This window comes from Paenibacillus sp. Y412MC10 (genome assembly GCF_000024685.1).
Lineage (GTDB): Bacteria > Bacillota > Bacilli > Paenibacillales > Paenibacillaceae > Paenibacillus_AQ > Paenibacillus_AQ lautus_A.
Genome location: NC_013406.1, coordinates 1,267,950 through 1,292,407, shown reverse-complemented (window position 1 = coordinate 1,292,407; position 24,458 = coordinate 1,267,950). Strand labels below are relative to the sequence as shown.

The 24,458-nt window shown below is 44.6% G+C and carries 22 protein-coding genes and 2 pseudogenes; 8 read left to right on the top strand and 16 right to left on the bottom strand.

The annotated features are described in order from the left end of the window. Positions 1–4: 4 nt before the first annotated feature. The 7 genes and pseudogenes from GYMC10_RS05430 to GYMC10_RS33265 form a co-directional block, all read right to left on the bottom strand. Entirely contained in the window at positions 5–2,083 is a 2,079-nt protein-coding gene (locus GYMC10_RS05430) for an ATP-binding protein (RefSeq protein ID WP_012819226.1), read from the bottom strand. Positions 2,084–2,258: 175 nt separating this feature from the next. Further along, a complete protein-coding gene (locus GYMC10_RS05425; RefSeq protein ID WP_012819225.1) occupies positions 2,259–5,603 on the bottom strand; it encodes an S-layer homology domain-containing protein in 3,345 nt (1,114 codons plus the stop codon). A 392-nt stretch (positions 5,604–5,995) separates the two neighbouring features. Next, positions 5,996–6,463, bottom strand: coding sequence for a hypothetical protein (locus GYMC10_RS05420; RefSeq protein ID WP_012819224.1), 468 nt, complete (start codon positions 6,461–6,463; stop codon positions 5,996–5,998). Between the two features lie 45 nt (positions 6,464–6,508). Beyond that, a pseudogene (locus GYMC10_RS32720) lies at positions 6,509–6,744 on the bottom strand (SPASM domain-containing protein); the annotation flags it as partial. Positions 6,745–7,032: 288 nt separating this feature from the next. Beyond that, positions 7,033–7,461 carry a hypothetical protein gene (locus tag GYMC10_RS05415; RefSeq protein ID WP_041621933.1) on the bottom strand — a complete coding sequence of 143 codons (429 nt, stop codon included), beginning with the start codon at positions 7,459–7,461 and terminating at the stop codon, positions 7,033–7,035. Continuing rightward, positions 7,458–9,062: a hypothetical protein gene (locus tag GYMC10_RS05410; protein WP_012819222.1), complete on the bottom strand. Its 1,605-nt coding sequence runs from the start codon at positions 9,060–9,062 to the stop codon at positions 7,458–7,460. Before GYMC10_RS05410 ends, GYMC10_RS05415 begins: the two co-directional genes overlap by 4 nt. Positions 9,063–9,490: 428 nt before the next feature. Further along, positions 9,491–9,751: a helix-turn-helix domain-containing protein gene (locus tag GYMC10_RS33265; RefSeq protein WP_397359872.1), complete on the bottom strand. Its 261-nt coding sequence runs from the start codon at positions 9,749–9,751 to the stop codon at positions 9,491–9,493. Between the two features lie 291 nt (positions 9,752–10,042). Here GYMC10_RS33265 and GYMC10_RS32175 point away from each other — a divergent pair, with 291 nt between their 5' ends. From GYMC10_RS32175 to GYMC10_RS31770, 4 genes and pseudogenes are all read left to right on the top strand, one after another. After that, positions 10,043–10,669 (top strand): hypothetical protein, encoded by a 627-nt coding sequence (locus tag GYMC10_RS32175; RefSeq protein WP_012819221.1) that lies wholly within the window; start codon positions 10,043–10,045, stop codon positions 10,667–10,669. A gap of 150 nt (positions 10,670–10,819) precedes the next feature. Next, positions 10,820–11,431 (top strand): hypothetical protein, encoded by a 612-nt coding sequence (locus GYMC10_RS05400; RefSeq protein WP_012819220.1) that lies wholly within the window; start codon positions 10,820–10,822, stop codon positions 11,429–11,431. A gap of 14 nt (positions 11,432–11,445) precedes the next feature. Continuing rightward, positions 11,446–12,048 carry a hypothetical protein gene (locus tag GYMC10_RS05395; protein ID WP_012819219.1) on the top strand — a complete coding sequence of 201 codons (603 nt, stop codon included), beginning with the start codon at positions 11,446–11,448 and terminating at the stop codon, positions 12,046–12,048. Between the two features lie 200 nt (positions 12,049–12,248). After that, positions 12,249–12,503, top strand: a pseudogene (locus GYMC10_RS31770) (helix-turn-helix transcriptional regulator); the annotation flags it as partial. Between the two features lie 78 nt (positions 12,504–12,581). Here the strand turns inward: GYMC10_RS31770 and GYMC10_RS32460 are convergent. From GYMC10_RS32460 to GYMC10_RS05365, 5 genes are all read right to left on the bottom strand, one after another. Beyond that, positions 12,582–12,743, bottom strand: a complete 162-nt coding sequence (locus tag GYMC10_RS32460) for a hypothetical protein (RefSeq protein ID WP_186326494.1) — start codon at positions 12,741–12,743, stop codon at positions 12,582–12,584. Between the two features lie 634 nt (positions 12,744–13,377). After that, on the bottom strand, positions 13,378–13,542 hold the full coding sequence (locus GYMC10_RS32870; protein ID WP_012819217.1) for a hypothetical protein: 165 nt from the start codon (positions 13,540–13,542) through the stop codon (positions 13,378–13,380). A gap of 527 nt (positions 13,543–14,069) precedes the next feature. Further along, a complete protein-coding gene (locus tag GYMC10_RS05380) occupies positions 14,070–14,423 on the bottom strand; it encodes a hypothetical protein (protein ID WP_012819216.1) in 354 nt (117 codons plus the stop codon). A 9-nt stretch (positions 14,424–14,432) separates the two neighbouring features. After that, a complete protein-coding gene (locus GYMC10_RS31765) occupies positions 14,433–15,419 on the bottom strand; it encodes a WXG100 family type VII secretion target (protein ID WP_012819215.1) in 987 nt (328 codons plus the stop codon). A 284-nt stretch (positions 15,420–15,703) separates the two neighbouring features. Continuing rightward, entirely contained in the window at positions 15,704–16,216 is a 513-nt protein-coding gene (locus tag GYMC10_RS05365; protein ID WP_012819214.1) for a DUF4241 domain-containing protein, read from the bottom strand. A gap of 230 nt (positions 16,217–16,446) precedes the next feature. Here GYMC10_RS05365 and guaD point away from each other — a divergent pair, with 230 nt between their 5' ends. Both guaD and GYMC10_RS05355 read left to right on the top strand, forming a co-directional pair. Then, a complete protein-coding gene (gene guaD / locus GYMC10_RS05360; RefSeq protein ID WP_012819213.1) occupies positions 16,447–17,811 on the top strand; it encodes a guanine deaminase in 1,365 nt (454 codons plus the stop codon). Between the two features lie 56 nt (positions 17,812–17,867). Next, on the top strand, positions 17,868–19,220 hold the full coding sequence (locus GYMC10_RS05355; RefSeq protein WP_012819212.1) for a uracil-xanthine permease family protein: 1,353 nt from the start codon (positions 17,868–17,870) through the stop codon (positions 19,218–19,220). Between the two features lie 148 nt (positions 19,221–19,368). Here GYMC10_RS05355 and GYMC10_RS05350 read toward each other — a convergent pair whose 3' ends face one another. After that, entirely contained in the window at positions 19,369–19,794 is a 426-nt protein-coding gene (locus GYMC10_RS05350) for a DUF6157 family protein (RefSeq protein WP_012819211.1), read from the bottom strand. Between the two features lie 240 nt (positions 19,795–20,034). Between GYMC10_RS05350 and GYMC10_RS05345 the strand changes: the two genes are divergently transcribed. Then, positions 20,035–20,904 carry a helix-turn-helix transcriptional regulator gene (locus GYMC10_RS05345; RefSeq protein ID WP_012819210.1) on the top strand — a complete coding sequence of 290 codons (870 nt, stop codon included), beginning with the start codon at positions 20,035–20,037 and terminating at the stop codon, positions 20,902–20,904. 83 nt (positions 20,905–20,987) lie between these two features. Here GYMC10_RS05345 and GYMC10_RS05340 read toward each other — a convergent pair whose 3' ends face one another. The 3 genes from GYMC10_RS05340 to GYMC10_RS05330 form a co-directional block, all read right to left on the bottom strand. Beyond that, positions 20,988–21,647 carry a hypothetical protein gene (locus GYMC10_RS05340; protein ID WP_012819209.1) on the bottom strand — a complete coding sequence of 220 codons (660 nt, stop codon included), beginning with the start codon at positions 21,645–21,647 and terminating at the stop codon, positions 20,988–20,990. Between the two features lie 434 nt (positions 21,648–22,081). Further along, on the bottom strand, positions 22,082–22,819 hold the full coding sequence (locus GYMC10_RS05335; RefSeq protein WP_012819207.1) for an SMI1/KNR4 family protein: 738 nt from the start codon (positions 22,817–22,819) through the stop codon (positions 22,082–22,084). Between the two features lie 87 nt (positions 22,820–22,906). Then, on the bottom strand, positions 22,907–23,281 hold the full coding sequence (locus GYMC10_RS05330) for a hypothetical protein (protein WP_261979736.1): 375 nt from the start codon (positions 23,279–23,281) through the stop codon (positions 22,907–22,909). Positions 23,282–23,676: 395 nt separating this feature from the next. Here GYMC10_RS05330 and ssuC point away from each other — a divergent pair, with 395 nt between their 5' ends. After that, positions 23,677–24,456, top strand: coding sequence for an aliphatic sulfonate ABC transporter permease SsuC (gene ssuC / locus GYMC10_RS05325; protein ID WP_012819206.1), 780 nt, complete (start codon positions 23,677–23,679; stop codon positions 24,454–24,456). The last annotated feature ends 2 nt before the right edge of the window (positions 24,457–24,458 follow it).

Here is a 24,458-nt window from a genome sequence, read left to right as displayed (position 1 = left end):
GTGCTCAGAATCCGGACCTCATCAAATCGCTTAGCACAAAAGCCAGATGTTTTTCGGCCAAACGCATATGGCGGTAAAAGGTGGCTCTGCTCATATGGAAGGATGCTGCGAGCTGGCTTTTGTTCCGGTCCTTGCGCAGATAACTTGCGATGAGAATTTCCTTCTCCAACAGCGTCAAAGGTTCCATCGGACGTCCGTCGGCCAGAATCCCTTGAATGATGTCCCTCACCTGCATCCCGTCTAAACCCAAACGCCGAATTACAGGGAGTTCCTCCAGCTTGTCCGGGTCGAACAGCCGTTCCAGCATTTGCTTCATTACGCTTCTATCAATAGCCAGGGGATACTCATCCTCCCGCTGATATGCCGGTTGTCCTGCTGCTGTCTCCGTTTGCCGGATGATCCGCTGAATCCACTGATCAAAGCTCGTTTGCCTAAAATCTAGCTCCCATGTCGTCAATTCGATGCCCGCATATCCCGTCGCTTTCCCGCACGCTTTGAATCCCAGGATCGACAATAAGGAATTCAACTGCGGATCCCCCGCCGCCAAAATCCCCCGCAGACCACCGGTCATGCGAACCAGCCATTGCTGCATCAGCAAAGCTCCCAGCTCTTCGGGACGATACAGGGACTGTTCGGCATTTACCGCAGATAACAGCACAAATATCGTATCGGCCGCCTCCGGAGGAAGCCGATGCAGCGAGGAAGCCTCCTCTCCCAGCATCCCCCTGCACCCAGGCGCATATCGTTCCAACAAGGGCATACTTAAGGCATGCAGCCATACGCCTGCGCAAAACGCCAGCGGCATCCCTTTTTCGTCCCGCACGATAAAGATTCCCTCAGGAAAATGAGCTGCAATCTCCTCCAGCAAAATCGGGTAATCGGCAGAGTCGACCAGTTCAGACTGCCAGTCGGAACCCCGAATAGACGCCTTCAAAAAACGCTGCAAATACGGCATATCCTCCTGCCGGAACGGCTTCTGTTCGCCTGGTTTCAGGCTTGACGAGAAATTGGCATATGCATGGGCCGAGGGCAAAAATTCGCGGTACAGCTCCAAGATGTGGGCGCTCAGACGCATCTGCATCCGTTGATCGACCGAATGGAATCGTTCCGCCAGCAGAACGAACGCCTGATGGCGAACCGCTTCGAATTGTGCGGGGTTTCTGCGCGCAAAGTCATCCCGTAACATCCGAGCAACGACCTGGTGCAGCGTTATCCCATCCGCCGTATTCCGTACGAACGAAAGTGCCCTCAGATGGTAATAGTCCGTCCCTTCCAAGGGTGTATCCAACATCCGGTTCAGCATGTTCTCGTCGGCTGCAGGCAGAAGCGATAAAACCGTCAGCCCGCGGTACACGCCAGGAGAAGCCGCTTCCCGTAAAAATTCGGCGCTCAATACAGCCGGAACCTCTCGCCATACATCCCACTGCGCCACAGACTCGGAAAGCAGCATATCCACGGTCAAGGCAAGCGACAACGGATGGCCTTCCGTCTTCTCGGCAATAGCCCTTTGCCATTCCGCAGACAAGCCGCTGCCTTCTAAATAATCGTAGACCTCTTCTCGCGTAAACAGCCGCAAAGGGAACCTTTGGATTTGGGACTTCCATTCCGGATTCGTCTGCCACTTGAGCGGCAGTCCATTGCGCGAGGCACATACGATCAACACGCGGGCGGACTTCAACTCAGGAAGAAAGCTGGAGAACAGCCACCCTTCCAGCTTTTCGATCTCCTCGCCATTGTCTATGAACAACACGGTACGCTGCAGCTGAAGCTCGTTAACGATGTATGGCAGCAGCGCGGATTCCGGAGCCCTGGTTCTGCCGTATTCCGTTGCAAGACTCATCTCCAGACTCGCCAAAAAAGCGCCCGACGTCGTTAAGCCTCCTTGCCCGTCCAGCCAAAGGGAACGCACGGAGGACTGCCTTGCCATTCGGGCCATTTGCAGCAGCAGCGTTGTTTTGCCAATGCCGCCAATTCCAGATATTGAAAAAATGGATGTCTGCGCCCGGGGATCCGCCAGCCAATCCGTGAAACTCATCATTTCCCGATCCAAACCGATGATGCGATGTTTTGCAATCTTCTCCATTCGTTACATCCTCACTCCATCCGCTTTTCGCCCGTTGAATCTTACAACTAGTAAACCTGCTATTTTTTTATACTATACTATGTTACGAGTCTACGAATAGGCTCCCTTACGGAATAAACGCAAAAAAACGCGCACATTCTCGGTTGGAATGTGCGCGCCAGCTATTCGGCTGCAATCAGTTCATGAAATTCAAGTAGAGCAGCATTCGGTTTAAGAGAACGGTGCTTTGGGCGCGCGTGGCAAACGCCTGCGGAGCGAACGCAGCCTTCCCGACCCCTTCGATCATGCCCGCGGCCAACAGGTCGGCAGCCGATCTCTTGGCCCACTCGGATACCTGGGCATGGTCCGAGAAGCGTTCCAACGCAGAGGCATCCTGCGACGGAAGCTCACCGGCATATCGGATGGCTCTGCCCAGCATCACCGCCACCTGCTCTCTCGTGACCACAGCGTCCGGTCGGAACGAACCGTCGGCGTAGCCTTCAATCAAACCAGCCGCGGATGCGGCCCCTATCGCACCGGCATACCAAACTTCGTTCGGCCCCACGTCCGAATAGGAAGCTAGCTGCGGTTTCTCGGCCAGTCCGAGCGCACGCACGAGCATCGCGACGAACTCGGCGCGGGTCACCGTACGGTTAGGATCAAACGTGCCGTCAGCCGATCCGTTCACGATCAGCTTGTTCGCCATCCGCTCGATGTCGCTTTGCGCCCAATGTCCCTGGATATCCCCGAAGGTTCGGTTGGAGCGAACCGCGGTGAACACGCCGTTATAAACGTCATAAAAAGTCGCTGTCTCTCCTTCAAAAACGGAAGGGACGAAGCGCGGCTTCCCTGCGCCATCCACCCGCACGACGGTGGAATGGTCGGGTTCTGTCGCACCGTCCATTAAGAATGTGCGCTCCAAATACGTACCTTCCGCTTCGATTTTTACATTGCCGTCGCTGTATAGCTCAAAAATCGTCGGCCTAGCCAGCATGTCATAACCTTGACGGGTCAATTCCTCTTCCAGCTCACGGCTTGCAGAATCCGTCATTCTCGCAATGACAACCGTTACGGTCGCTCGGTTCGGGAGGTCGCTTAGCACGTGCAGCGGAACGCTGTAGCTTGCCCCGTTCACCCCAATCCGAATGGCTGCATTCGGCTTCGCCGCAAGGAGAACCTGCAGCGCTTCAGCCGGAAGATCGACCTTCACCACCGGATCCTCATTGTCGATGTCGATGACGATATCCTCCCCGCCAGCGGCCCATGACCGAACCAGATCGGAGTCCGGTATCAGTCTCAGAACGGTGCGCCCGTCATGCTCCTGCTCTTTTTTGGCGGTTACCCGAACTTGTTTGCCGTTGATCGTTACGATCTTTCTTGGGTCCGGCGCAGGGGAAGGGGCAGGAACCGGAACCCAGCTATAGGATGGGGATTCCGGTTCTGGGGTATAGGCAGCTCTCAGATCGATGCGCCCTACGTCGACCGTCTCCCCAGCTAAGACATTTACGGTTGTCGCATAATCGTTATACGTCGCTGCTGTCACTGTGAGTTCATGGCGGCCTGCCGCTACGTTATTCAGCGCAAATCTCCCCTCGGCGTCGGTCATATCCTTCATTCCGCCCACCGATACCGCTGCACCGGCCAGCGGTGTATTCCCTGTACCGTAGACTGCGCCGGTCACCGTCCCCGTATCCGTTGGAGCCGGATGTACCGTCACTGCTGCGGTGGCCGTGAACCCGCCGTCGATTGTCGTCACCGTAACGACCGCCGTACCTTCAGCGACCGGCGTCACCTCACCGCTCTGATCCACCTGGGCGACGCTTGAATCGCTGGAACTCCAGGATACCGCCTGATTCGTCGCATTCGCCGGCAAAAGGACGGATGTCAGCTTCTGTGAAGCACCTCCTGCCGTAAGGGTCAGAGTCGTCTGATCCAGACTCACCCCCGTAACGGGGATTGTGTTACGAATATGGCTCGCTTCCACTTGGATAACGCTCCACGCTTGGATGCGCTGCTGTGCATCCAGTTCAAATACCTGGAGATATTGACCCGGGATTGGATCCACAATGTCCGTACCTAACGAATACAAGGCTGCTTCGCCAGGCAGAGCATCTCCCAATAGGGGACGCTCACCGGCATCTGGCCCGAGCAAATAAGCAAACGTATGCCCCGAATTACCCGGAACCGCCGTCACGCTCGTCGAACCGTTCGCGCTGCCTGGACGAATAGCAAGCCCGTCGATGTCCGGTGCCGGTTCATCCACATACAGAGTTAAGACTGCGCTAACGGTGTTCTGGCCCGCATCGGTCACAGAAACTGTAACCGGGAACGTACCGCTCACCGTAGGTCTGCCTTTGAGCATGCCGTGATCCGTCAACGCTAGGCCGTCAGGAAGTCCGGAGGCGTTCCAAGTCAAGCCCCCCCTTGCGCCGTCGAAAGCTTCAAGGACCAAGGAATAAGGGGTGTCCTTGTCCGCCCGCGGTAAATCGGTTGACAAAATGTCCGGACGAAAATAAGGATATCCGCCATTAATACCGGCATCGACGGTCCAGATATCGGTGAAATCCCAGCCTTGGTAATTGGATGCTTCCCTCATTTCGTTGGTCGTAAGGCCCGTGAGATGAGGTGAGACTATGATATCCCCAACCCCCACGCCAATGGTTTGGCCCGATGCTGTGTTATTGTAATATGAGGCGTCGATGGATGAATACGTCACGATTCCGATAAAACCGCCCACCGTGTAATAGGTGACGCTTCCGGATTGCATGATTGCAGTTGAAGAATAACTATTGGTGATCGTTCCGTATATCATTTGTCCGGCCAATCCGCCCCCAAAGAAAAAGTGATCGCCACCCGAATTGGTCACCGTTCCTGTGGCATAAGAGTCACTAATGGAGCCTGCACCTTGGGAACCGACAAGCCCTCCGGCATACTGATTAGAAGCATCGCCGCTCTTTACGGCAGTAGATGAAGATGAGCGAAGAATGGTCGAATCGCCATTGGCCGCCCCGGCCAAGCCGCCTGCTACGCTCACGCCTCCGTAACCAGTAATATTGCCGCTCGCAACAGAGCCCTGCGAATGTGAGTTGATGATGTTACCGCCCAACAGATGGCCCACCAATCCGCCGGCATAGCTGCCGCCATTGACTTGTGCGGAAATGCTTAGATTACGAACGGTCCCCGATACGCGGCCGAAAAAGCCGACATATTGCAGAGCTCCTCCATCGATGGTGAGACCTTCGATCCTGTGTCCCCTTCCGTCAAAAATACCGCTGAAGACGGTCGCTTCATCGGCTATGGGCACCCAATCGTATCCGGACATATCGATGTCGCCGGTCAATCGGATATTCCGATCCAGGTAAGACGCTTGATTCCGATTGATATAAGCCAGTTCTTCAGTGGTCCCGACCCACACCCAACCGTCCGCTTCAACCGGAACCGAGTTGTTACCAGCCCGGACCACCGGCTGAGCGGAAGCCAAGGGAGCAAGCACCATCGAAAAAATGAGCGTTACTGCCAGCATAATGGACATTTTTTTCATAAACAGGTTTCTCCTTTGCATCAGTACAATCATCGATGAGTCATAGAAACACGACGTGATCTGATAAATTTCAACATCTTTAATTAAGTGTAATATAACAATGGAACAGAGACTGTCTCAATTTTGTTTCAAGTTCATAGGAAGGGGCTGTCATAACGAAAAACCGAGCGAATACAGGGAACGGCCCTGCGTTTTCGCTCGGTTAAGATATATGTGTGAGGGACCATCACTTTTGTGAAGAATTCCGCTAATCGATCAACTTAAAATAAAGGAATATGTAATCATTCCTACTACTAGTGATCCCTTACTATCTAAAACGGGTGATGCCATAGTTTGGACTTTGTTTCATTCTTTCATGAATCACTCTTAAAGTAAGTCCTTGTAAAAATGAACTATATCATATTTACCCAACTTAAACTCTCCAAAAGTCTTCTATCAATGCATGACTCTTCTATCACTGAAAAATCGTCTGAATTGTTGTGAAGTCCATGCGATAGTATAATTTTCTTCCCATTATCCATAATCATCTCAACACCAACCTCATTAGGTAATTCAGCTAGAATTGCATTTTGTGGATCACGCTTAATAATATTAACCTGCATTAATTTCTGTCCTACGATTTGGCTCCAATAAGAAGTGCTATATTGTTTATCCAAGGCATTAATAGGATAGAGTTCGGCATCACTTTCAATAGAGTCAACAGTTATGTAGCCTGTATCATCTTTTTCAACCCATATAATAACGGAGTTTTGAGATGGGTCACTTGCTACTCCTATTACCAACCCTGATTGAAAATACATAAGCAATGGTCCTGCGGTTAATGAGAATACATCTTCTTGTTCAATCTCACATTGCTCCATTGCAGCACTACTCTCCCACCAGCTAAATCTAAAAAAACGATCCTGTTACGGATCGTTTTTTATCATGTACTTGGCTAAGAATGCAGTCAGGCTAAACGCCAAATCTCTGTGGAAATTGCGTTTTCTGCATAACTCCTCTTCAGCTTCCCGGCGTGAGAATCCATCCACGAGGTTGTTCGCCCGCTCATCGTCAACGATATCCGAGAACGACTTCGGATATTGCCCGAATTAATGACTCCTTCCCCATCCAGACAACACGGCAGGACCGTTCCCTCCACCAATACTATTTCATGTACAATCAGAATGTAACGGAACCAGCCGCTCAATAAAGGGGGATCTATGTCAAAAAAGATGTGATTGGAGGGGCCGCTGGTTAGCGGTTAATTGCCGACTCACATCTTTTTTGGTGGTAGTTGTATTAAAGAGTTTCTTCTTTCGGAGGGCCATTGATGCGTTATACTGTTGCCTCGTATATGCATAGAATCGTAAATTATTTCTATTTAATTTTTATCCAATTTCAAGAAAATCATGTATTTATTACTGCCCAGCCATTGCTCCGGCTAAAATTATTATTTTATTGATTTTCTTAAATTTAGTAATTTAACAACCAGAGCAATAAGATAAAGGAATATAATGATACTAATAAATGAACTTAATGTATTAATTACAGTATATTTTTCAAATAATAATAATAATAATTTTTCTCCAATATCACCACGTGTTGTTATAGAGATACCATAACTAATCTCCTTTATCTTGAAATTACTCCAAAAGGAAACTCCAATTGACAAAATATTCAACAAAAATACAAATCCCACCATATAACAAACATTTCTAGAAACCGAAATAAAATCTGATATTCTATTTTTATTTACCCAAAAAAGAATCAATAATGATATTAGTATCAAGAACTTTATAAAAGGAAAAATGTTCAATAGAGAGAGAAAATAAATTAAAGAAAATGAGGAAAGCAATATTAAAAATCCATTTTGTTTCATTGATAATCCTCTCCTTCATTAATAATTCTAATAGAACTTGCTGCAATTGCCAGTTTAATTAAATTTTCATTTGATTCTTCATTAAGAAAAGAAATTAAAAAGTTGTATGTTTTTTCTGGATAATTCATCTTGAGGAACTTGGAAAGCTTTATAAAGTAATAAGTATCTGCAATAGGTTCTCCATTCGTGTTTATTATAGCACCTTTGCTGTCTAGAAAAGAATTAATTAACTTATTTAACTGTTCCTGATCTATAGGTTCCCAATTTCCGGATATTTTTTTTAGTGAATAAAGATAATATATATCAAGAAATGTCTTGTTTTTTTGCTGAGACAGTTCATTAATAATTCTCTCGGATTCATTTTTAATTTTGTTAGGGAGATTAATATATTCTAATTCAGTAGCTATAGTTATTGTTATTATAGCATCGATTACCATGGGGTTAATTTCGTGTTGTTCAAAATTATTAATTTTATTAATGATAATACCTTTTATAGTATTGAGAGCTTCTTTATTTCCTATCACTTTGTAGCTCAATGCTAAGGTCCTTAAATTATTTATATCAGGAAGATGTAATTTATCCTTTTCTAGTAACATTGTTAATTTCCGGTTTAGAAATTCATTTATACTTTCCAGATCTAATTCATCTAACTGATCATAATACGCCAATATTTCAAGCGAAAAATAAGTATTATCTAAGCTTAGTACATTTGATATTTCACCCCAAGCCTTATTCTGTATCAATAAAGAATTGAATCTCTTTGAGAATTTATTTTTTTGTTCATCGCTTATTGCATCAACATCTAAAGTAATTAAATAATACATTATTTGGGGGTCTATTGTTGAATCTAAGTTTATTAGTTGGTTGAAACTTTCTGATACAAATCCTCTATTTATGCTTACTTCTCCCCAGATCTCTCCCATATTATTAATATAGTATGCGTCAACTATACTTTTATAATCTAAATTATTTATTGTTAAGGTGTAATTATTTTTATTAAAAATTTCTTTATCTATATCCACATAGGAATATAAATAGTATTTATTAAATAATGATAATTTATCAACATTCTCTACTAAATACGAAAAATATGATTTAAACCACTTTTCGTCAGTAGGCTGATCCATTAATTGGTATATGCCAAACAACTTGCTGTATATAGTAATATTCTTATCATTTATTGCACCATTTTCCCTCTCCAGATCATCTAATGCTGATAATATTTTTGTTTTATAAGTTCCTTCAAGTGGGTATTTTAAAACTCTTAAAGCGTCTAAGTACATAATTATGCTTTCCTCAAGAGGCAAACCCGTTAGACCTATCCTATCTCGTTCAGATTCATTTGTAATATCTATATTTGAAATCCATCTTCCTATATGATCTTGGTGCTTTATTGGTAATGAAAGTTTGTCATAAATTTTTATTATCCAATAAGTATGATAGAAACTAATATTATTGTCATTTTTAAATGCGGAAATACCATCCAGTTCTACATATTGTTCCTCTAATAAATTATATATATACTTTGGAAAGTTCTCTGATTTTGAACAGCCAACGAAAATAAATGAAAATAATATAACTAATATAAGGCATTTTTTCATGGTTCACCTCGGTAATTGCTTATGTAATATGACATACTAGTTTAAGTACAGCTATACATTTGGTTTACACTACCCAGTGGAAACTTTAGACTTTCTTTTCCTAGCTATTGTAGTTTAGTCGTGTTTCAGTTGCTTACATATAAATTTATGGTCAATAACTCATAATCTACATCGCATAAATGGTCTGACCACAAACATAATATTTTACGGAATTTCAATACCCCCACCAAATATTACTATAAAAGCTACACAACTTTTTTTCTAAATGATGGCCTATTACCATCTTACATTCTACCGAATAAGATTGCGCTAATCGATTGTTTGATGATCTCTAATACAAAAAGAGGGCAAACAGGTTTAGTAACACATGTCGGTGTTATATGATCAGGTAAAAAATATAAGATGATCAAAGATCCTATTATTTACTTTTATGGCTTAAATGATTCATAGGATTCATACTGGCTCCAAAAAATGTAACCTGGTCTCATATTGATTAGTACTTTAGGATTTTTGGAGTCTTCTTCGATTTTCTTTCTTAGTCTACTAATATAAACATATAAATTTTGATCACTATAGCATATGTATTTATCTTGCATATAATCAATAATCTCTTCGACGAAAATACGTCTATTGTAATTATTAATAAAAAATAATAATAACTTATTTTCTGTTAAGGTTAGGCTAATCATCTTGTTATTCCTAACTATGTAATGGCCATTCAAATTGTAACTTAAATCCTTATTAATTCTGATAACAGCATTAGTGAAAGAAATACTTGATGTGTAGTTCAACACTACATCAGCCCCTTTATCTTGTTTTAGATTTCTTTCTGGAAATTACGACAATTACCTATTAAATTTTCCTTAGTTTAACATTTATAAATAAAAATTGAAACCTTACTATTTTGATATATTACAGATATTTACTTAAATCCCTATATTTTTTATAGTTAATTCGAATAAACTTAAGGAGGAGAAATAATGTTAAAAAAAATCAAGGTTTCTATTGTATTATTGTCATTAGTTTCAGCATTTACCTTTGTCTCTAGTTCATTTGCATCTAGTTCCCTTGACTACAGTTCCTCAGAGCCCAGTCCACTAATTTTAGATTCGGACTTGCCTGTTTCCACTCCGACAGAACCTAACTCGGAGGATCCCACTTTAACGGAGCCTAGCTCAGATCAGATCGATGAGAACAAGGCGGCACTTGCAGCCAATGGAAGTTGGAATTTGTATGGTACCCCTACACCTTCCTGCAACTGTATGTATGTAACTTCCCAAGGTGATATAACTCTTGAACCAACACGTCAAACAGTTAGATTTAGTGGATATGCTTCAACTGTGTGGTCAGGTGGGTACTCAGGTGATGTTACTATGAAGATTTGGGCGAAAACTTTAGTCACTTACGTAAATAGTAGCTCGACCAGCAGCACTCCTCATGAGTCTACGCAAACTAAAAATGGATCGAACCAAACCCTTGTCTCAGTAAATATTAGTGATACTTATAGCTCCTATTATTTATGGACAGCATCCGTACAAACCTCTGGTTGGGTTGATTTTGACGGGAAATATTTCCAAGCGACTGGTGTAGGAAACAGCGGAATCTAGTAATAGACTTAATAAAAAGATATACGAGAAAGTCAACTCGTATATCTTTTTTCATAACAGAAGCAGATTAATAAGTAAGTATTTCTATAATTTTCCAATAAATTAAATAATAAACATGAGACTCCTTATCTACGAATGGAGGAAAAACCTATGAAAAATAAATTTAGATACTGGGCCGTTATCTTGCTAAGTTGCATTGCAACGTTTACTTTTACCGTTATCGTGAGTGCTGAAACACATTCCTGGAAATGGGCCAATCTCAATTCCGACGGGGAAGCATATCTCTTAACCAACGGGGATAATTTGAACAGTAGCTACAGTGGTACTGCCTATACTAATGGTGTAAACTTGTGGAATAATAGCTCTGGAAATATTAGTATAGCATTGTCGAGTTTTAGTTACTCCAACGTGGATATATACTCTGTTACTGAAAGCACATGGAAACAAAACGGATGGGGAAGTGGCCTATTTGGCTGGGCACAAGTATATAATGAGGGATCTCCTTGTTTTACAGATCCCAATGCTACCGGGAATAAATGCTTTGGTAAGGTGAATTATGCCGGTATCTTCTTAAATGATGGAACAATGCCTGGGACTGCAGCGAGACGAAGCGCAATTATTGCTCATGAAATTGGCCATGTTGTTGGGCTAGCCCATACTCTTGCTAGTCCGGTGGTTACTCCATCCATTATGAATGCAGGTGTAACAAGCAACACGCCAACGAGTTATGATATTACTAACTTAAATGCGATTTATCGTTAAAGGGGGTTGAACGAATGTTCCGAAAACTTTCGATTACAATTTTAGCGTTAGGATTGAGTGTTTTTTTGGGCAACTGGGTGGGTTCAAACATTTTTACCGATTCCCAAATGGACGAGCATGCTACCGCACGAGTCATGACAAAGAGTCTGGAAGAAGAAATGTATTTCGTTGATTTGATTGTTAAAGGTACTATTATAGAGCAAAAAGAACCGTTCAGCAGAAACGCTGGATTACCTGAGAAAACAAATTTCAACTACGACGTCACACCTTCTATCGTTAAAGTTAAAGAAGTGATCTATGGCGAGTTAGATGAAGATATAATCACTTTTTTGCAGCACGGAACACAAAAAGAGAATAAAGAAACAAGATATCTATTACCGGATGAAGAAGTTATATTATTGCTAGTGAAGACTGATGATAATTATTATTGGTCTTATCAATTTGAAGATGGAATTTGGAGAGTCGAAAACGGTACGGTGGTATCTCAACAAAATAATGTGAATAGCTTCCTTAATGCTGATTCTACCATCAAACAACAACAAAATTACGACGTTGAGACTTTTATTGATAATATTAGACAAGCTGCTTTAAATAAAAAGCGTCCCGCAGATTTTTAACCTTTGTTTAATAACAATTAATACAAAACCATTGTCCTCTACTCTATGGATTGTGGTCAAGCCCCAATTTAGTAGACATTGAAAAAGCCCCTAGACTGCAAGCTGACGTCTGTATCTACCGGAGTCAGCTTGTTTAGCTTTCTCTGTGCCTCCACTTCGTTATAGTAGTGAATATATTACCGCAATACACCATGTACTGAGAAAAGATCAACATTCATGATCTCGTGGAAGAGCTTGGCTTAAGCGCATACTAGCTGAACCAGAAGTTCAAGGCTGAGACAAGCTATATCTTCAATGAATTTCTCAATCGCTACCCGATCCAGAAATCGATAGATTTACTGAAGTCAGGCGATAACAAAGTCTACACCATCGCGAAGGATATCGGATTTAGTGACTACAAGTATTTTATTAGCATCTTCAAAAAGTACGCCCACGTCACGCCAAGTCAGTATTAGGAGTATTTCGAGGACCATTGACTGCACACACCCTGCTGGGAATGAGAAGGGGTGTAAAATTTTTATCTATGATTGCTATCATTTATACAGCCGGTACATGAATAGCTCACCACTCATCGCCACCGCTTGCGCAAAGGCTTCCTTCACGTCTCGTCCCTGCTGAACGATCTCATAGAACAGCCGGAGAACGAACATCAGCGCATCGTTGCCGTCCGGATAGTCATCCGGCCCGATATACATCTTGCAGCCCCGCTCCAGGAAAGCGTTAGCCAGTGCTGGATCCCCCAGCGAGCAGCCGTTCCGATCACCGTCTTCCGTTCAGCTTCGCGTAACGCTGAATCTCGCTTGGCCCGAAGCCGCCCTGACGGCTTGGCTCTCCATATCGCAATCAGGTCCGACGACCTGAGCGACCTGCATAACTGGCTTACTCACTACCAAATCAACTCCTGACGACCATACTTGGATTTGGATTTAAAGCCTTATTATTGCTGGTGACATTTTCTTTTTCAAACAAGAGCATTTAAAACAACGACGACCTCTCCCCGATCGACCAAGAACTCAAACTATAATTACACTTTCTCCATATCATCCGCCATTGTTTATCATCCGACTCGACTTCAATCTCTTCCAGGTCCAGATTTGCTTCGCTAACCCAGCTTCTACCCAGTTGTATATAGTTGCTGTGAAGTTCAGAGGAATAACCCATTTCATCATATCCAGCATAAGTAATGGTATCGAATATCATGTATCCTCCTCTTTTTAACTGCTTTTGGCTTGTGTCCATGATTTGGATAAACTCATAATACGCTGCATTTTTCAACATGTCTTTTCTGTGATAATCCATAACAGCTTGCAACATTAGAGGTTCGATTGACTACCAATCATTATTTACTGTATCTATGCCATCACGGTCGGCGGTAATGGTCTGGATGATATCGTTAATAGCATAATGAAAAGCGACAATATCAAAAGAAGACTCAGGATAATATAAACCAATATTGGCGGCATCGTCCTCCACAACCTGTATGTTTATGTCCATTTCATTCGTTTTCTCCTGAAAATTTTGTGTCAGCTCCTTGTTGAGATTGGCCGTCACACCGGGGCAAGTTTAGCTCCATGAAGAGGTTCTGCCAAGATGCTGAATAATACAATTGAAGATATTCGAATACTTTCTCCTTGGATATGCTTATCGGCACTGCTAGTGTAAACGTGAATATAGCGCCTCTTTAACCAACGCTTGCGTCATTAGCTCACAAGGCCTTCGCGAATGAGCTGGTCGAGCTATTGACCCGAGAAATGAATTAAATGCAGTTTCTTATCAGCATCGGCAGCCAATATAAAACATTCTCTTCCCTGCATCCAAGCTTCTTCGAAGCCTAGGAAGCCATGCGATTAATGCAGCGATTCAAAGACATACGGATCATCGTGATTGGAACGATCGCCGGGCGGACATTTCCATGTCACGTCATTTTTTTGGGGGTGTTTTGGTGAGCAGAGGGTTTCGCTGCAGCTCTGCGAACAGTGAAAAGATGGAAGTACATCTCGAAAGGCATTCAAAATCTTCGTCTATACCTTCTCAACTGAAATTGATTTACAGACAATTTCAGCATTAAGAGGAGGCATTGTAATTTTACAATTTAGTAATTGATAACCTTCACTTTGAACATCTGTAACTTCGATATCTTGTAGAAAATAAGGAATTTGTGGTCTAGTCAACTCTCTTAAAGGTTTTGTCCTATCATCTACATTTGTAATAAAGGAAAATTTAGAACATCCCGTAAAGGACAATTTGACGTCACACTCTGTGTCCTCAAAAATAAGTATTAATTCGTCGCCAAAAAAACTCGAATCAAATTTTAGTACTCTAGCATCCCAGTAATGCATTGCTTCAATCTTACCCAGGATTTCTTCAGCTTTCACTGTATCACCTCATTTTTTATATGGAATATGAGCATCAGGACTTTTTCTGTCAACCACATTCAGACTAACATCGATTGAGTTACCACTTTCATCAAACAAATGAACATGGTCATATTTGGTGACTTTATCAGGTGGGTCGATTCTCATGCGTATATTTCCGTTTACATCTCGAATATGAACAAAACCGTTATTATCAGTATACTCCCAGTCCTTTGGTAAGCTATCCAAGATTTCCTTCTTGGACATATTAGGAATGCTTTCAGCATTAATGTTTCCTGCGAAGTTGCGGATAGAGTTACCCTTACCCTCAATCTTCCCCCCATCCCCACCCGAATCATGCTTCAAATGCGGGTGAGTCTTCACGCCGATCCGGCGTGTGGCTAAACCGGCCAGGATCATGGCAGCCTGCTGCCCCATATAATTGGACGCGCCGCCCGAATCCTCGATGTCTGCGGCAAATTTTTCCCGGGTATCGGCATCAAAAATCATTTTGCCTCCCCAGGCCGCCGTGTCGATGATCTCTTCCGCCGTCCCGATAGTTGCATTATAGGCCATGTCCTTGGCAGTGCCAAGCGGGTCTTCTACCAAGGACGTAGCCGTATCCTTTACCGAATTTGCTACGGATTTCGCCCCGGTCTGCAGCCCCTGCCAGAAGTCCCCTGCATGGTCCCAGAACGTTTTGGGCTCGTTCGCAGCGCTCGCTGCCGATGCTGCCATCATGAGGTCTTCATGCATATCAGCTGAGATGAACCGGAAAGCAATGGCCTTCAATTCCTGGCCGATGATTCGTAGATGCTCAATCGTTTTATTCATTTCGCCATGGGCACGCTGAAAATCTTCGAAAAACCGCGAACGTGTCGTTCCTTCCCACGAAGACATCATATATGTAATCTGCTGGTCCAGCCGATTCTTGGTCGTTTCCAGTTCTTCCGCAGCCCTGGCGGCTTCCTCTGACACTCGAATCAATACCTCGGGCGGGACAAGTATTCTAGGCATTCGCATCCTCTCCAACGTTTCATTGGACCTTATTGTATCCATCTTCCAGGATATGGAAAAGGTTCCAGAGTCCTTCATATTGAAAGTATTGGAGTATGCCAGTTGGATGAAGCGAAGCCTTCATGCTTCCATATGGTACAGAAGCCCCAATATGCCTCTATTCTCTCTAGTATAGTGACAGGCTTGGTTGGCATCATGGTGTATCCCTAATAAAACAGCCATAAAAGGGTTACCTTCTATGACTGTTTATACTTGCTCTTATTCATTTTTCCGTTAGCGCTCGACTACTTCTTAATAAACACAATTTTCACGCCAACCACCTGATCCTGCTCATTCACGGCCTTATACACACCGTATGCACCATCACCGATGCCGGTACGAGATACGACGCCCCCATCCAGGACACCTGCTTCTTCCCCGCTCTCGGTGATGTCGCAGCAGGCATAATACCAGTCCGTATCCGTGTCCGAGCTATCCGATGAATTCGCATCCGGAATTCGGTACTTTTGAATATCAAAAATCCCCGCCTGTCCGCTATCCACTCCAGCCACAAAAGGACACTTGATCCACTCCAGGAATGCCCCCTGTTCTGCTACCGAGTGATGGTAAGCCGTTAGCTTGGCGTTGGCTTCGCCCCAATCCGGGATCTCCACCTTCTCCACTTCCCCTACCCACGTTCCATTCAATACGGCTTCCAACACGCCCATGATAATTATGTTCGTATCCAATTCATAACAAGGATCGGCCACAACCAATCGTCCGGAACTCACTTCAAAATGGCCCAGTTGAATGTTCAATGAAGATACCTCCAATAACAGCGTATGATGGTTCTATTTTAGCACGTATCAAGAATCAGACTCTATTTTCAACCTAGCCCCTCATGATTTCACAACGACATCTCCTCAATCCTAGCAGTCACCTTATTTGTTCCATGCTCTATCTATTCGCCTTTAAACTATGGACATCTCTTTTTTAACGGACTATAATGACAAAAGCGTTCCAAAAAACGAACATTAAGGCGGTAAACATGAGTAAATATATGTTATTATTTCAAGGGACTTCTTTTTCAAGCAAATCTCCCAAAGAAATTCAAGTATTGAGAGACTATCTTTACTGCGTCAACACGGACGGCATGATTGAGCGAGTCGTGGCACCGGAAGACGCCGACTATCAATCCTTGCTGGATACGTATCAAGGCACGGACAGCTTTCACCGACTAGAGGAAGGGCAGTATTTCCTGCCTGGCTTTGTCGATTTGCATGTTCACGCCCCGCAATGGGCTCAATCCGGAACCGCATTGGACATTCCGCTCTACGATTGGCTGAATACCTATACGTTCCCGCTGGAATCCAAATTCTCCGATCTGGAGTTTGCGCAAAAGGTTTACGACGATGTGGTAAGCACCCTGTTGGCCAACGGAACAACGACAGCCCTTTATTTTGCCACGGTGCATAAAGAAGCCAGCTTGTTGTTAGCCCAAATCTGTGCGAGCAAGGGCCAGCGCGGACTTGTCGGAAAGGTTGTCATGGACGACCCCGAGCAGAATCCGGATTACTACCGCGATGCGGACACATCCACGGCACTGGCGGATACGGAGGAATTTATTATCGCTGTACAGGAACTCGCCAAAACCACAAAACAAGGCGTGTATCCCGTCGTCACCCCACGCTTCATTCCAAGCTGTACGGATGAGGGGCTGAAGGGGCTAGGCGAGTTGGCAGCCAAATACGACACGTATGTGCAGTCCCATTGCAGCGAAAGCGATTGGGCGCATGGGTATGTGAAAGATCGATTCCAGAAAAACGATGCGTTTGCCTTGCATGATTTTGGCCTGCTGCGCGATAAATCGGTCATGGCTCATTGTAATTTCCTTGATGATCAGGATGCCGAATTGTTCGCTGACACCGGCACCGCGATCGCGCACTGCCCGATATCCAACGCGTATTTCGCCAATAGCGTCATCCCGGTTGCCCGCTTCCATGCCAAACATGTCGAAATCGGTTTAGGCTCGGATTTATCCGGCGGCTTCTCGCCCAGCCTCTTCGATAATATAAGGCAAGCCGTGATGTCTTCGCGGATGCTGGAAGATGGCGTGAACACCTCTCTTCCTGCGGAAGCTCGCGGGGTACCCGACTCGCGGATTACGGTCCATGAGGCATTCTATCTGGCTACGGCCGGGGGCGGTGAAAGTCTGAGCCTGCCAATCGGTCGCATTCAAGAAAACTACGCGTGGGATGTGCAGGTGATCGATACGAGACTTCCATCTGCGAAGCTGCCGATTTTTGACGAGTTTGAAGACATACAAGATATTTTTCAGAAGATCATGTATCTGGCACGGCCTGAGCATATCCGCGAGGTGTGGGTGCAAGGGGAAAAGGTTCATACGCGTTAAGAAAATAGAGGTTGTTCAACAAGCAATTCATCCTAACATTCGAGGTGTCCAGCGGAGTGAAAACACAAGCAGAAGAGCTAAATGACACGCAAACAAAATCACAGCATTTAACGGTTCCGCCCGACGGCAAAATATCTTTCGGAAAATCCGCCATTCTCGGTTTACAGCATGTCGTCGCGATGGACGTCTATGTTGTCCCTTTCCTGATTGCCATGCTTATCGGCTTAGCGCCCAATCAATCTAGCGCATTGATTCAATCCACGTTTATTGCGGCCGGGCTTGCCACGATCGTGCAAACGTATTTCTGTATGAAGCTGCCGATGGCGCAAGGCCCTTCCTATGTTCCGCTCGGCGCGATTGTCGCGATATATGCCGCCAGCGGCGGCGGAGAGATGGGTTGGAGTTCGGTGCTGGGCGCGAGCTTAATTGGCGCGATCCTCGTGATTATTTTGGGGTATACAGGAATCTTCAATAAAATCGTTACTTCCTTCATCCCGCCTATTGTCGGGGGCACGATCATCTTCATCGTCGGTCTGTCGTTATTGCCGGTTGCCATCCGAGACAATATCTATGGCGCCACGGACGCTACCATCAATCAGAACGTGCTGCTGGCCCTGATCTCAGCGGCTGCGCTTATTCTGTTCGTGATCCTGGGTTCTTTGTTCCGCACGAGAGGCGCGATATTCCGCGTTACGTCTGTAATGGTCGCACTGATTATCGGGTGTATCTCGGCCAACTTTATGGGAGTGCTGGATTTCAGCGCTGTCGCAAACGCCAAGTGGTTCAGCATGCCGCAGATTCCGTTTAAGGATTTTGGCTTCTCGTTCGACTTCTCGGCGATCATCACCATGATCATTATTTATCTCGTCCTGCTGGCAGAAACGACGGGGACATGGTTTGCCATCAGCAATGTCATTGATAAACCATTAACGGATAAGAACATTAACCGTGGGGTGATTGGTGAAGGGATTAGCTGCCTGATTGCTTCGGGACTTGGCTCCACGCCGGTTACCGGCTATTCCACGAATGCAGGCATTATCTCCATCACGGGTGTGGCCAGTCGTCGGGTCTTCCTTGCTGTAGGCGGATGGTTTGTCCTCTTCGGCTGTTCCGGCAAATTGGCTGCGCTGATCTCCTCGATTCCAACCGCGGTCATCGGCGGCGTATTCGCCATCGTCTGCGGCATCATCTCGATTAACGGGATCCAGGTCATGAAGAACGTAAAAATCGGGGAAAAAGAAATGTACATTATCGCCATCCCGATGATTTTGACGTTGGCGTTAGTGCTCATTCCTAAAGATTTCTTGTACACGTTGCCTACGTTTGTGCAATATTTACTCGGATCACCGATTCTGGCTGCTTCGCTTGCAGCGATCTTGTTAAATAAATTGCTGCCAAGTGCGAAGTAGGTTGTAGAGCGAGGCAATTGGACTTGTAAGTAAGGTTAAATGGGGCTGCCCTCAAAGTGACTGCATTTGTCGTAGGCTTTGGGGGTGGTTTTTTTGTATGGGGGACACTGATCAAATCAAACATGTGTTACTGAACCTGTGGTCGCACTCACCTCCTCTTGTTTCTCATCGCGGCTAGCAGCTTCACATTCCCATAGGCTCCTTCCACGAAGCGCCGATAATCAGGGGATTCCACCGGAACGATCGCGATTTGCCCCTTTGCATTGAAATGAATACCCCACCCGTATTTCTTCGGCAGCATCGATGCTCTCAAGCATGGTTGCGGCTTCATAAAAAATTCGTCTCGAATCTGGTTCCCTCTCTCGGCTAACTCTGCCTCCGGAATGTTTTTGTGCCGGATATGCACTTCGTACAAAAGCTCCTCCTGGGTATAGCCATACGGATGATTCGTGATTAACTCAAACTCGATGCCCGGCTTGGTTTTTCCGTTTTTCTTGTCCGGCGGCTGCGTTCCAGTCTCAACGGGGCAATCTGCGGCAATGGTAATAAACGTATCATAGTAATTCCAATTCATTTTCGTTCCTCCTAATCCAATATATAGCACCACCCATAACACATCGACTTATTTATAACCAATTATATCCCTCTATCCCTGACAGAATCGGTCAGTCATTCTGAAGAAAAGCAGGTAATTCTATACAAATAATGAAAAGTGTCTGTTTAATAATTCGCGGGTGGCAAATTGCCTTCTAGCGGTATAACGCGTGTGGTATACTTAGCACAAAAATTAGAGCGGGTGACGAAGGGAGTTAGTATGAACCATCATAGGATAATAGAGCAAGCATTGATTCATATTGAGGAGAATTTAGAACAGCCTTTATCCGTGTCATCCGTTGCTCTTACTTTCAATATGTCTAAATATTATTTTCATAGGCTTTTCTCTGCCATGATGGGCTGTTCGTTAAATCAGTACATCCTATCTAGAAGATTGAATGCCGCTTTATCACTCATTCATAACAACAACTTGTCGCTAACCGATATTGCTTATCAGTTAGCCTTTGGTACGCAAGCCTCATTCACCCGGGCATTCAAACAACATTACGGAGTAGCTCCGAGTTCGCTAAGAGCAGGGTTCAATAAAATCTCTCCGACTCCAATACCTACTGTGGTTAAAAGACCATTTAAAAATATGAATGGTGATGTCGTCACGGATTTCACACTGACAGAGTTCAAAGAGACCCGAATAAGCGGGATTGCCTTTGAAGTAGACCTAGCCACTGATGATTACAAGAAGAAGATTCACTCTCATTCCAAAATGCTGTTGAATCATATTGATGACAACATAAATGGTTCTTGTTTTGTCATTTATTCAAACTGTCAACCCAATTCAACCCGGTTCAAAGTTCTGTTCGGAATCCCAAGTGACATTCAAATTCATAAACCCTTTTATTTCACGGTTGACGTACCGACTATTTTTTGTGCGAGGTTCAACTATTTTGGTGACCTGCTTGATATTGGAGAAGTGCTCAAAACAGACTATGCAAGATTCTTAAAGATTTCCAAGCAAGAGTCTGATCAATCGGATATTGAGCTTATCCAGGTTTTTAATGACGTCCACAATCTGGATTCAACCTACCATATCTATGCACCAATCAAGAAACTCCCTGACGATCTGGAAATTTAAGGTTGCACCGAGGAGCCAAACCGTCAGAGGAACTATTTATTTCATTCAAATAGGGAAGATCGAAGACATCTCTAATTCGATGCTTACTTACGTTCCGACCAAACAGCATATCCCATCCATATAAGAGCTAATCCCATAGGTATCGCCAATGCCCGATCAAACGGATGGGGGATGATTGCAGCAGCAATGGTCACTACAGAAGCGAAGGCCAGCAGATTTGCTGCTGGGCGAGGGAAGACTCTGGCACGTAATGTGGCGATGCCTAGCAGCAGACCTCCTAGCATATACAATACTCCCGCGAGCGGTGCTAATATTGGGAAGATCCCCAGATCAACCTCGCTAACCGTTCCTCCAAAGAGTCCAGCCATTCCTTCCACAAACTTCTCAGCATCACTTGTCAACAACGGCAAAACAAATGCTTCGATGAAACTAAAAATGATTGACATTAACCAGAACAGATTGAACAAAAGGAAACCGACCAAGCCAAGCCACCCCGCTTCTTTCGCTTGGCTTATATAGAATCCCGTAATTCCGATCAGGTTAAAGAGCGACATAGCCATAGTCAGGCATGCAACCACTACCCAAGAGTTTGTGTGCACAGAAGAGATATCATCTGTCGGGTGGATAAACTGAATGACGATATATAGAATACCTGCTATTACTGCCATAAATCCTGACCACCGTTTGAGAACATGTGGTGTTATTATTGATTTACTTTCCTCTTTATTGTGCTCTATATTCATTATGATTCCTCCACTTCTAGGTACTAATAACATGATCGCCAAGTCTTTTCTCGACATGACAGGTTTTCGACTCCAACCATCCATTGAGGTTATTTTGATTTTTTTGCTACGGCCCCTTCCTTATTATGTTTGTCGAATATAACTTAACAAATATAGCCAGCCCTTACTTTTCAAATCTTGCTGTAATTGGTGAAGGGATCGTAAGGAATCTTTAAACGAAAAAAAAGCACCTCTCTCGAGATGCAAACGAATTTATAATATATTTCCCCAAAGGTCCGGGAAGCGCTTATGATAGGCATTCTTGAAGAAGAGCCATAAGGCCTCAAAATCTTTTTCAGAAGTCAGCGTTCGAGGCTGTGCAAACGAGAATCTTACTTCAATAATATGCAAATGGTTTACGCCATCCCTCCACTTCCTACCGTCCACCTGAACCCTCACTGAGCTGACAGATTCGTTCGAAACGCAGGCAAATTGTTTGCCTGCCCCATCTCGCTCAATAGTTTTTCCATGGTCGCTCTCTGAAAAGACGCCAGGTAAACAGCCAACAGTTCATCCGTCTCCTCTTCGGATACGTCAAGTTCAAACACGATCAGCACATCGTCCTTCAGATAGATTTTCCATGCATTCAGTTCTGATCCTTCCTCCATCTCATGCTCCGGTTCCTTCAGACGCATATATCTGCGATAGTCGGACAAGCTCCACATGCTTTCATCGAAAATAGCCCAATACGGCAGCCGATCCTCAACGCCCAACTGAACGAGTCCCTTGCCAGCGAGAAAACGTTGAAGTGATCGATTTTCCAGCTGCCAGTCGGGAGAGTTCCACGCGCACAAATAGACCGGTGGATCTTCCTGCTCCAAATCCTGAAGTCGGATCCCGCAATATATTACGGACTCCTCTACTTGATAGAAGATCAGAAATGCCTTATCTGTCGTAAAAAATGTATCATCAGGAATAAATACATCCTGCAGAGGGAGCGGTTCATATTGGTTATTGCACCCTTGAGTGATATATGGGGATTGCCCTAAAATCTTATAATATTCCCGCAGTGACGTCGGCAACGGAAAACCCAAGCTCTGTTCCTTTGCTTGAATGTCCGCCTCCGGAATGCCGTGGGCCTCCTTGTGATGCTCTCCTAATACGCGGAGAAGTCCTTCGATTGTCGCTTTCATTTAGTTGGGTCAACCTCCTCGATGTATATCGTTCAACAAGCTTCTACTAGTCCTTCTAGTGAACATTGACACGCTTCAATCTAACAATCATGAATTGAATAAGTCTGATTCTGGAACCCTTTTCCAACCTTCAAGTCCTATTAAATTTAGTATCCGTTCTTTTTCTGAAGCATCAAATTTGTCCGTATCTTTTTTAAGACTCCCTTCAAATTCCTTCATGTACTGCTCATTACTCGTGTCGGTAACATACATATAATAGACATCTTGGATCGTATCTCCGTTGCGAAATTGAAACTGAAAGACATACATTTGTTTAATTTCTTGAATATTGGGCAGTTGTTCGGGTTCTCCACTCTGTGGCCATTGTGCGGCATTACTTAGCAAATCAGGGTCACTTTGAACATTGATCAGTTCGGGCTGAACACGATGGGAATCGTTACGGTACAAATAAATATTTACCATCTCCAACGAGCCGGATTCTTCTATTCGATCCGGGTTTCTTGGCGAACAGGAGGTTATAAGCGACGCAACAAGAACAACATACAACAAAACTATTTTTGGGTTAATAGGAAACACCCCTATATATCAAACTTCAATCAAGTACGTTATTTTCCCTATGAATTTTCATCACACCATATTTTAACATAACCTCTTCCATAGACTATAGACTCGCACATTTCCGGTTGACGAAACCAAAATCGGGAAGTATAATCAAATCCATATTAAACTTATAGGAATTATTAAACATTAAATGATACCGACCATTCAAATGGAGGTCACAACCTCAGCAGATATTGTGCTGGCGTTGTGGCCTTTTTCTTTTGATCCTATTTTTGAAGGCTAGGTGAGTTGAAGTGATGAGAAAGCTCATGTCCAATCCCATCATCGGAAAATGTTTGCCTTGGGTTCTCCCCATCTTACTAATCGTTGTGTGGGCTATATTATCCAATCTTAACGTGATTTCGAGGAAAATCCTCCCCCTGCCTCAGGACGTTTTATTTTCTTTCCGGGATTTGCTGTTGTCAGGAGAGTTAATCGAACATATCGCCATCAGTTTCCAAAGAGCGTTCATTGGTTTCTTAATCGGCGGAGGGATCGGTCTTGTACTGGGCTTTATCAACGGCTTATCGTCCATCGCCGAAAAATTGTTGGATACCACGATTCAAATGGTACGCAATGTTCCTCATCTGGCGATGATTCCCCTAGTCGTTCTATGGTTTGGTATTGGCGAAGAGTCGAAAATATTCTTGGTCGCGGTTGGCGTGTTATTTCCGGTCTACATCAATACCTTGCACGGCATCCGCTCCGTGGACAACGGATTGATCGAAATGGGCAGCGTATACGGACTGCGCACCGCTTCGCTCTTCTGGAAAGTTGTTCTGCCTGGTGCGCTTCCTTCCATTCTGGTCGGACTTCGCTACGCTTTAGGCATCATGTGGTTGACCCTGATCGTATCCGAAACGATTGCTACGAATTCGGGCATCGGCTTTCTGGCCATGAATGCAAGAGAATACATGCAAACCGATATCATTCTGCTGACCATTGTGCTGTATGCCTTATTTGGAAAGCTGGCCGATTCCATCGCGAAGCTCTTAGAGAGGCGGTTCTTACGATGGAACCCGAATTATCACAACTAAGC

Excerpts from the sequence above, each read along its gene's own strand:
- GYMC10_RS05430 (WP_012819226.1), bottom strand. The coding sequence starts at position 2,083 with ATGGAGAAGATTGCAAAACATCGCATCATCGGTTTGGATCGGGAAATG.
- GYMC10_RS05425 (WP_012819225.1), bottom strand. The coding sequence starts at position 5,603 with ATGAAAAAAATGTCCATTATGCTGGCAGTAACGCTCATTTTTTCGATG.
- GYMC10_RS05420 (WP_012819224.1), bottom strand. The coding sequence starts at position 6,463 with ATGGAGCAATGTGAGATTGAACAAGAAGATGTATTCTCATTAACCGCA.
- GYMC10_RS05415 (WP_041621933.1), bottom strand. The coding sequence starts at position 7,461 with ATGAAACAAAATGGATTTTTAATATTGCTTTCCTCATTTTCTTTAATT.
- GYMC10_RS05410 (WP_012819222.1), bottom strand. The coding sequence starts at position 9,062 with ATGAAAAAATGCCTTATATTAGTTATATTATTTTCATTTATTTTCGTT.
- GYMC10_RS33265 (WP_397359872.1), bottom strand. The coding sequence starts at position 9,751 with ATGATTAGCCTAACCTTAACAGAAAATAAGTTATTATTATTTTTTATT.
- GYMC10_RS32175 (WP_012819221.1), top strand. The coding sequence starts at position 10,043 with ATGTTAAAAAAAATCAAGGTTTCTATTGTATTATTGTCATTAGTTTCA.
- GYMC10_RS05400 (WP_012819220.1), top strand. The coding sequence starts at position 10,820 with ATGAAAAATAAATTTAGATACTGGGCCGTTATCTTGCTAAGTTGCATT.
- GYMC10_RS05395 (WP_012819219.1), top strand. The coding sequence starts at position 11,446 with ATGTTCCGAAAACTTTCGATTACAATTTTAGCGTTAGGATTGAGTGTT.
- GYMC10_RS32460 (WP_186326494.1), bottom strand. The coding sequence starts at position 12,743 with ATGTATATCGGGCCGGATGACTATCCGGACGGCAACGATGCGCTGATG.
- GYMC10_RS32870 (WP_012819217.1), bottom strand. The coding sequence starts at position 13,542 with ATGGACATAAACATACAGGTTGTGGAGGACGATGCCGCCAATATTGGT.
- GYMC10_RS31765 (WP_012819215.1), bottom strand. The coding sequence starts at position 15,419 with ATGCCTAGAATACTTGTCCCGCCCGAGGTATTGATTCGAGTGTCAGAG.
- guaD (WP_012819213.1), top strand. The coding sequence starts at position 16,447 with ATGAGTAAATATATGTTATTATTTCAAGGGACTTCTTTTTCAAGCAAA.
- GYMC10_RS05350 (WP_012819211.1), bottom strand. The coding sequence starts at position 19,794 with ATGAATTGGAATTACTATGATACGTTTATTACCATTGCCGCAGATTGC.
- GYMC10_RS05345 (WP_012819210.1), top strand. The coding sequence starts at position 20,035 with ATGAACCATCATAGGATAATAGAGCAAGCATTGATTCATATTGAGGAG.
- GYMC10_RS05340 (WP_012819209.1), bottom strand. The coding sequence starts at position 21,647 with ATGAATATAGAGCACAATAAAGAGGAAAGTAAATCAATAATAACACCA.
- GYMC10_RS05335 (WP_012819207.1), bottom strand. The coding sequence starts at position 22,819 with ATGAAAGCGACAATCGAAGGACTTCTCCGCGTATTAGGAGAGCATCAC.
- GYMC10_RS05330 (WP_261979736.1), bottom strand. The coding sequence starts at position 23,281 with ATGGTAAATATTTATTTGTACCGTAACGATTCCCATCGTGTTCAGCCC.
- ssuC (WP_012819206.1), top strand. The coding sequence starts at position 23,677 with ATGAGAAAGCTCATGTCCAATCCCATCATCGGAAAATGTTTGCCTTGG.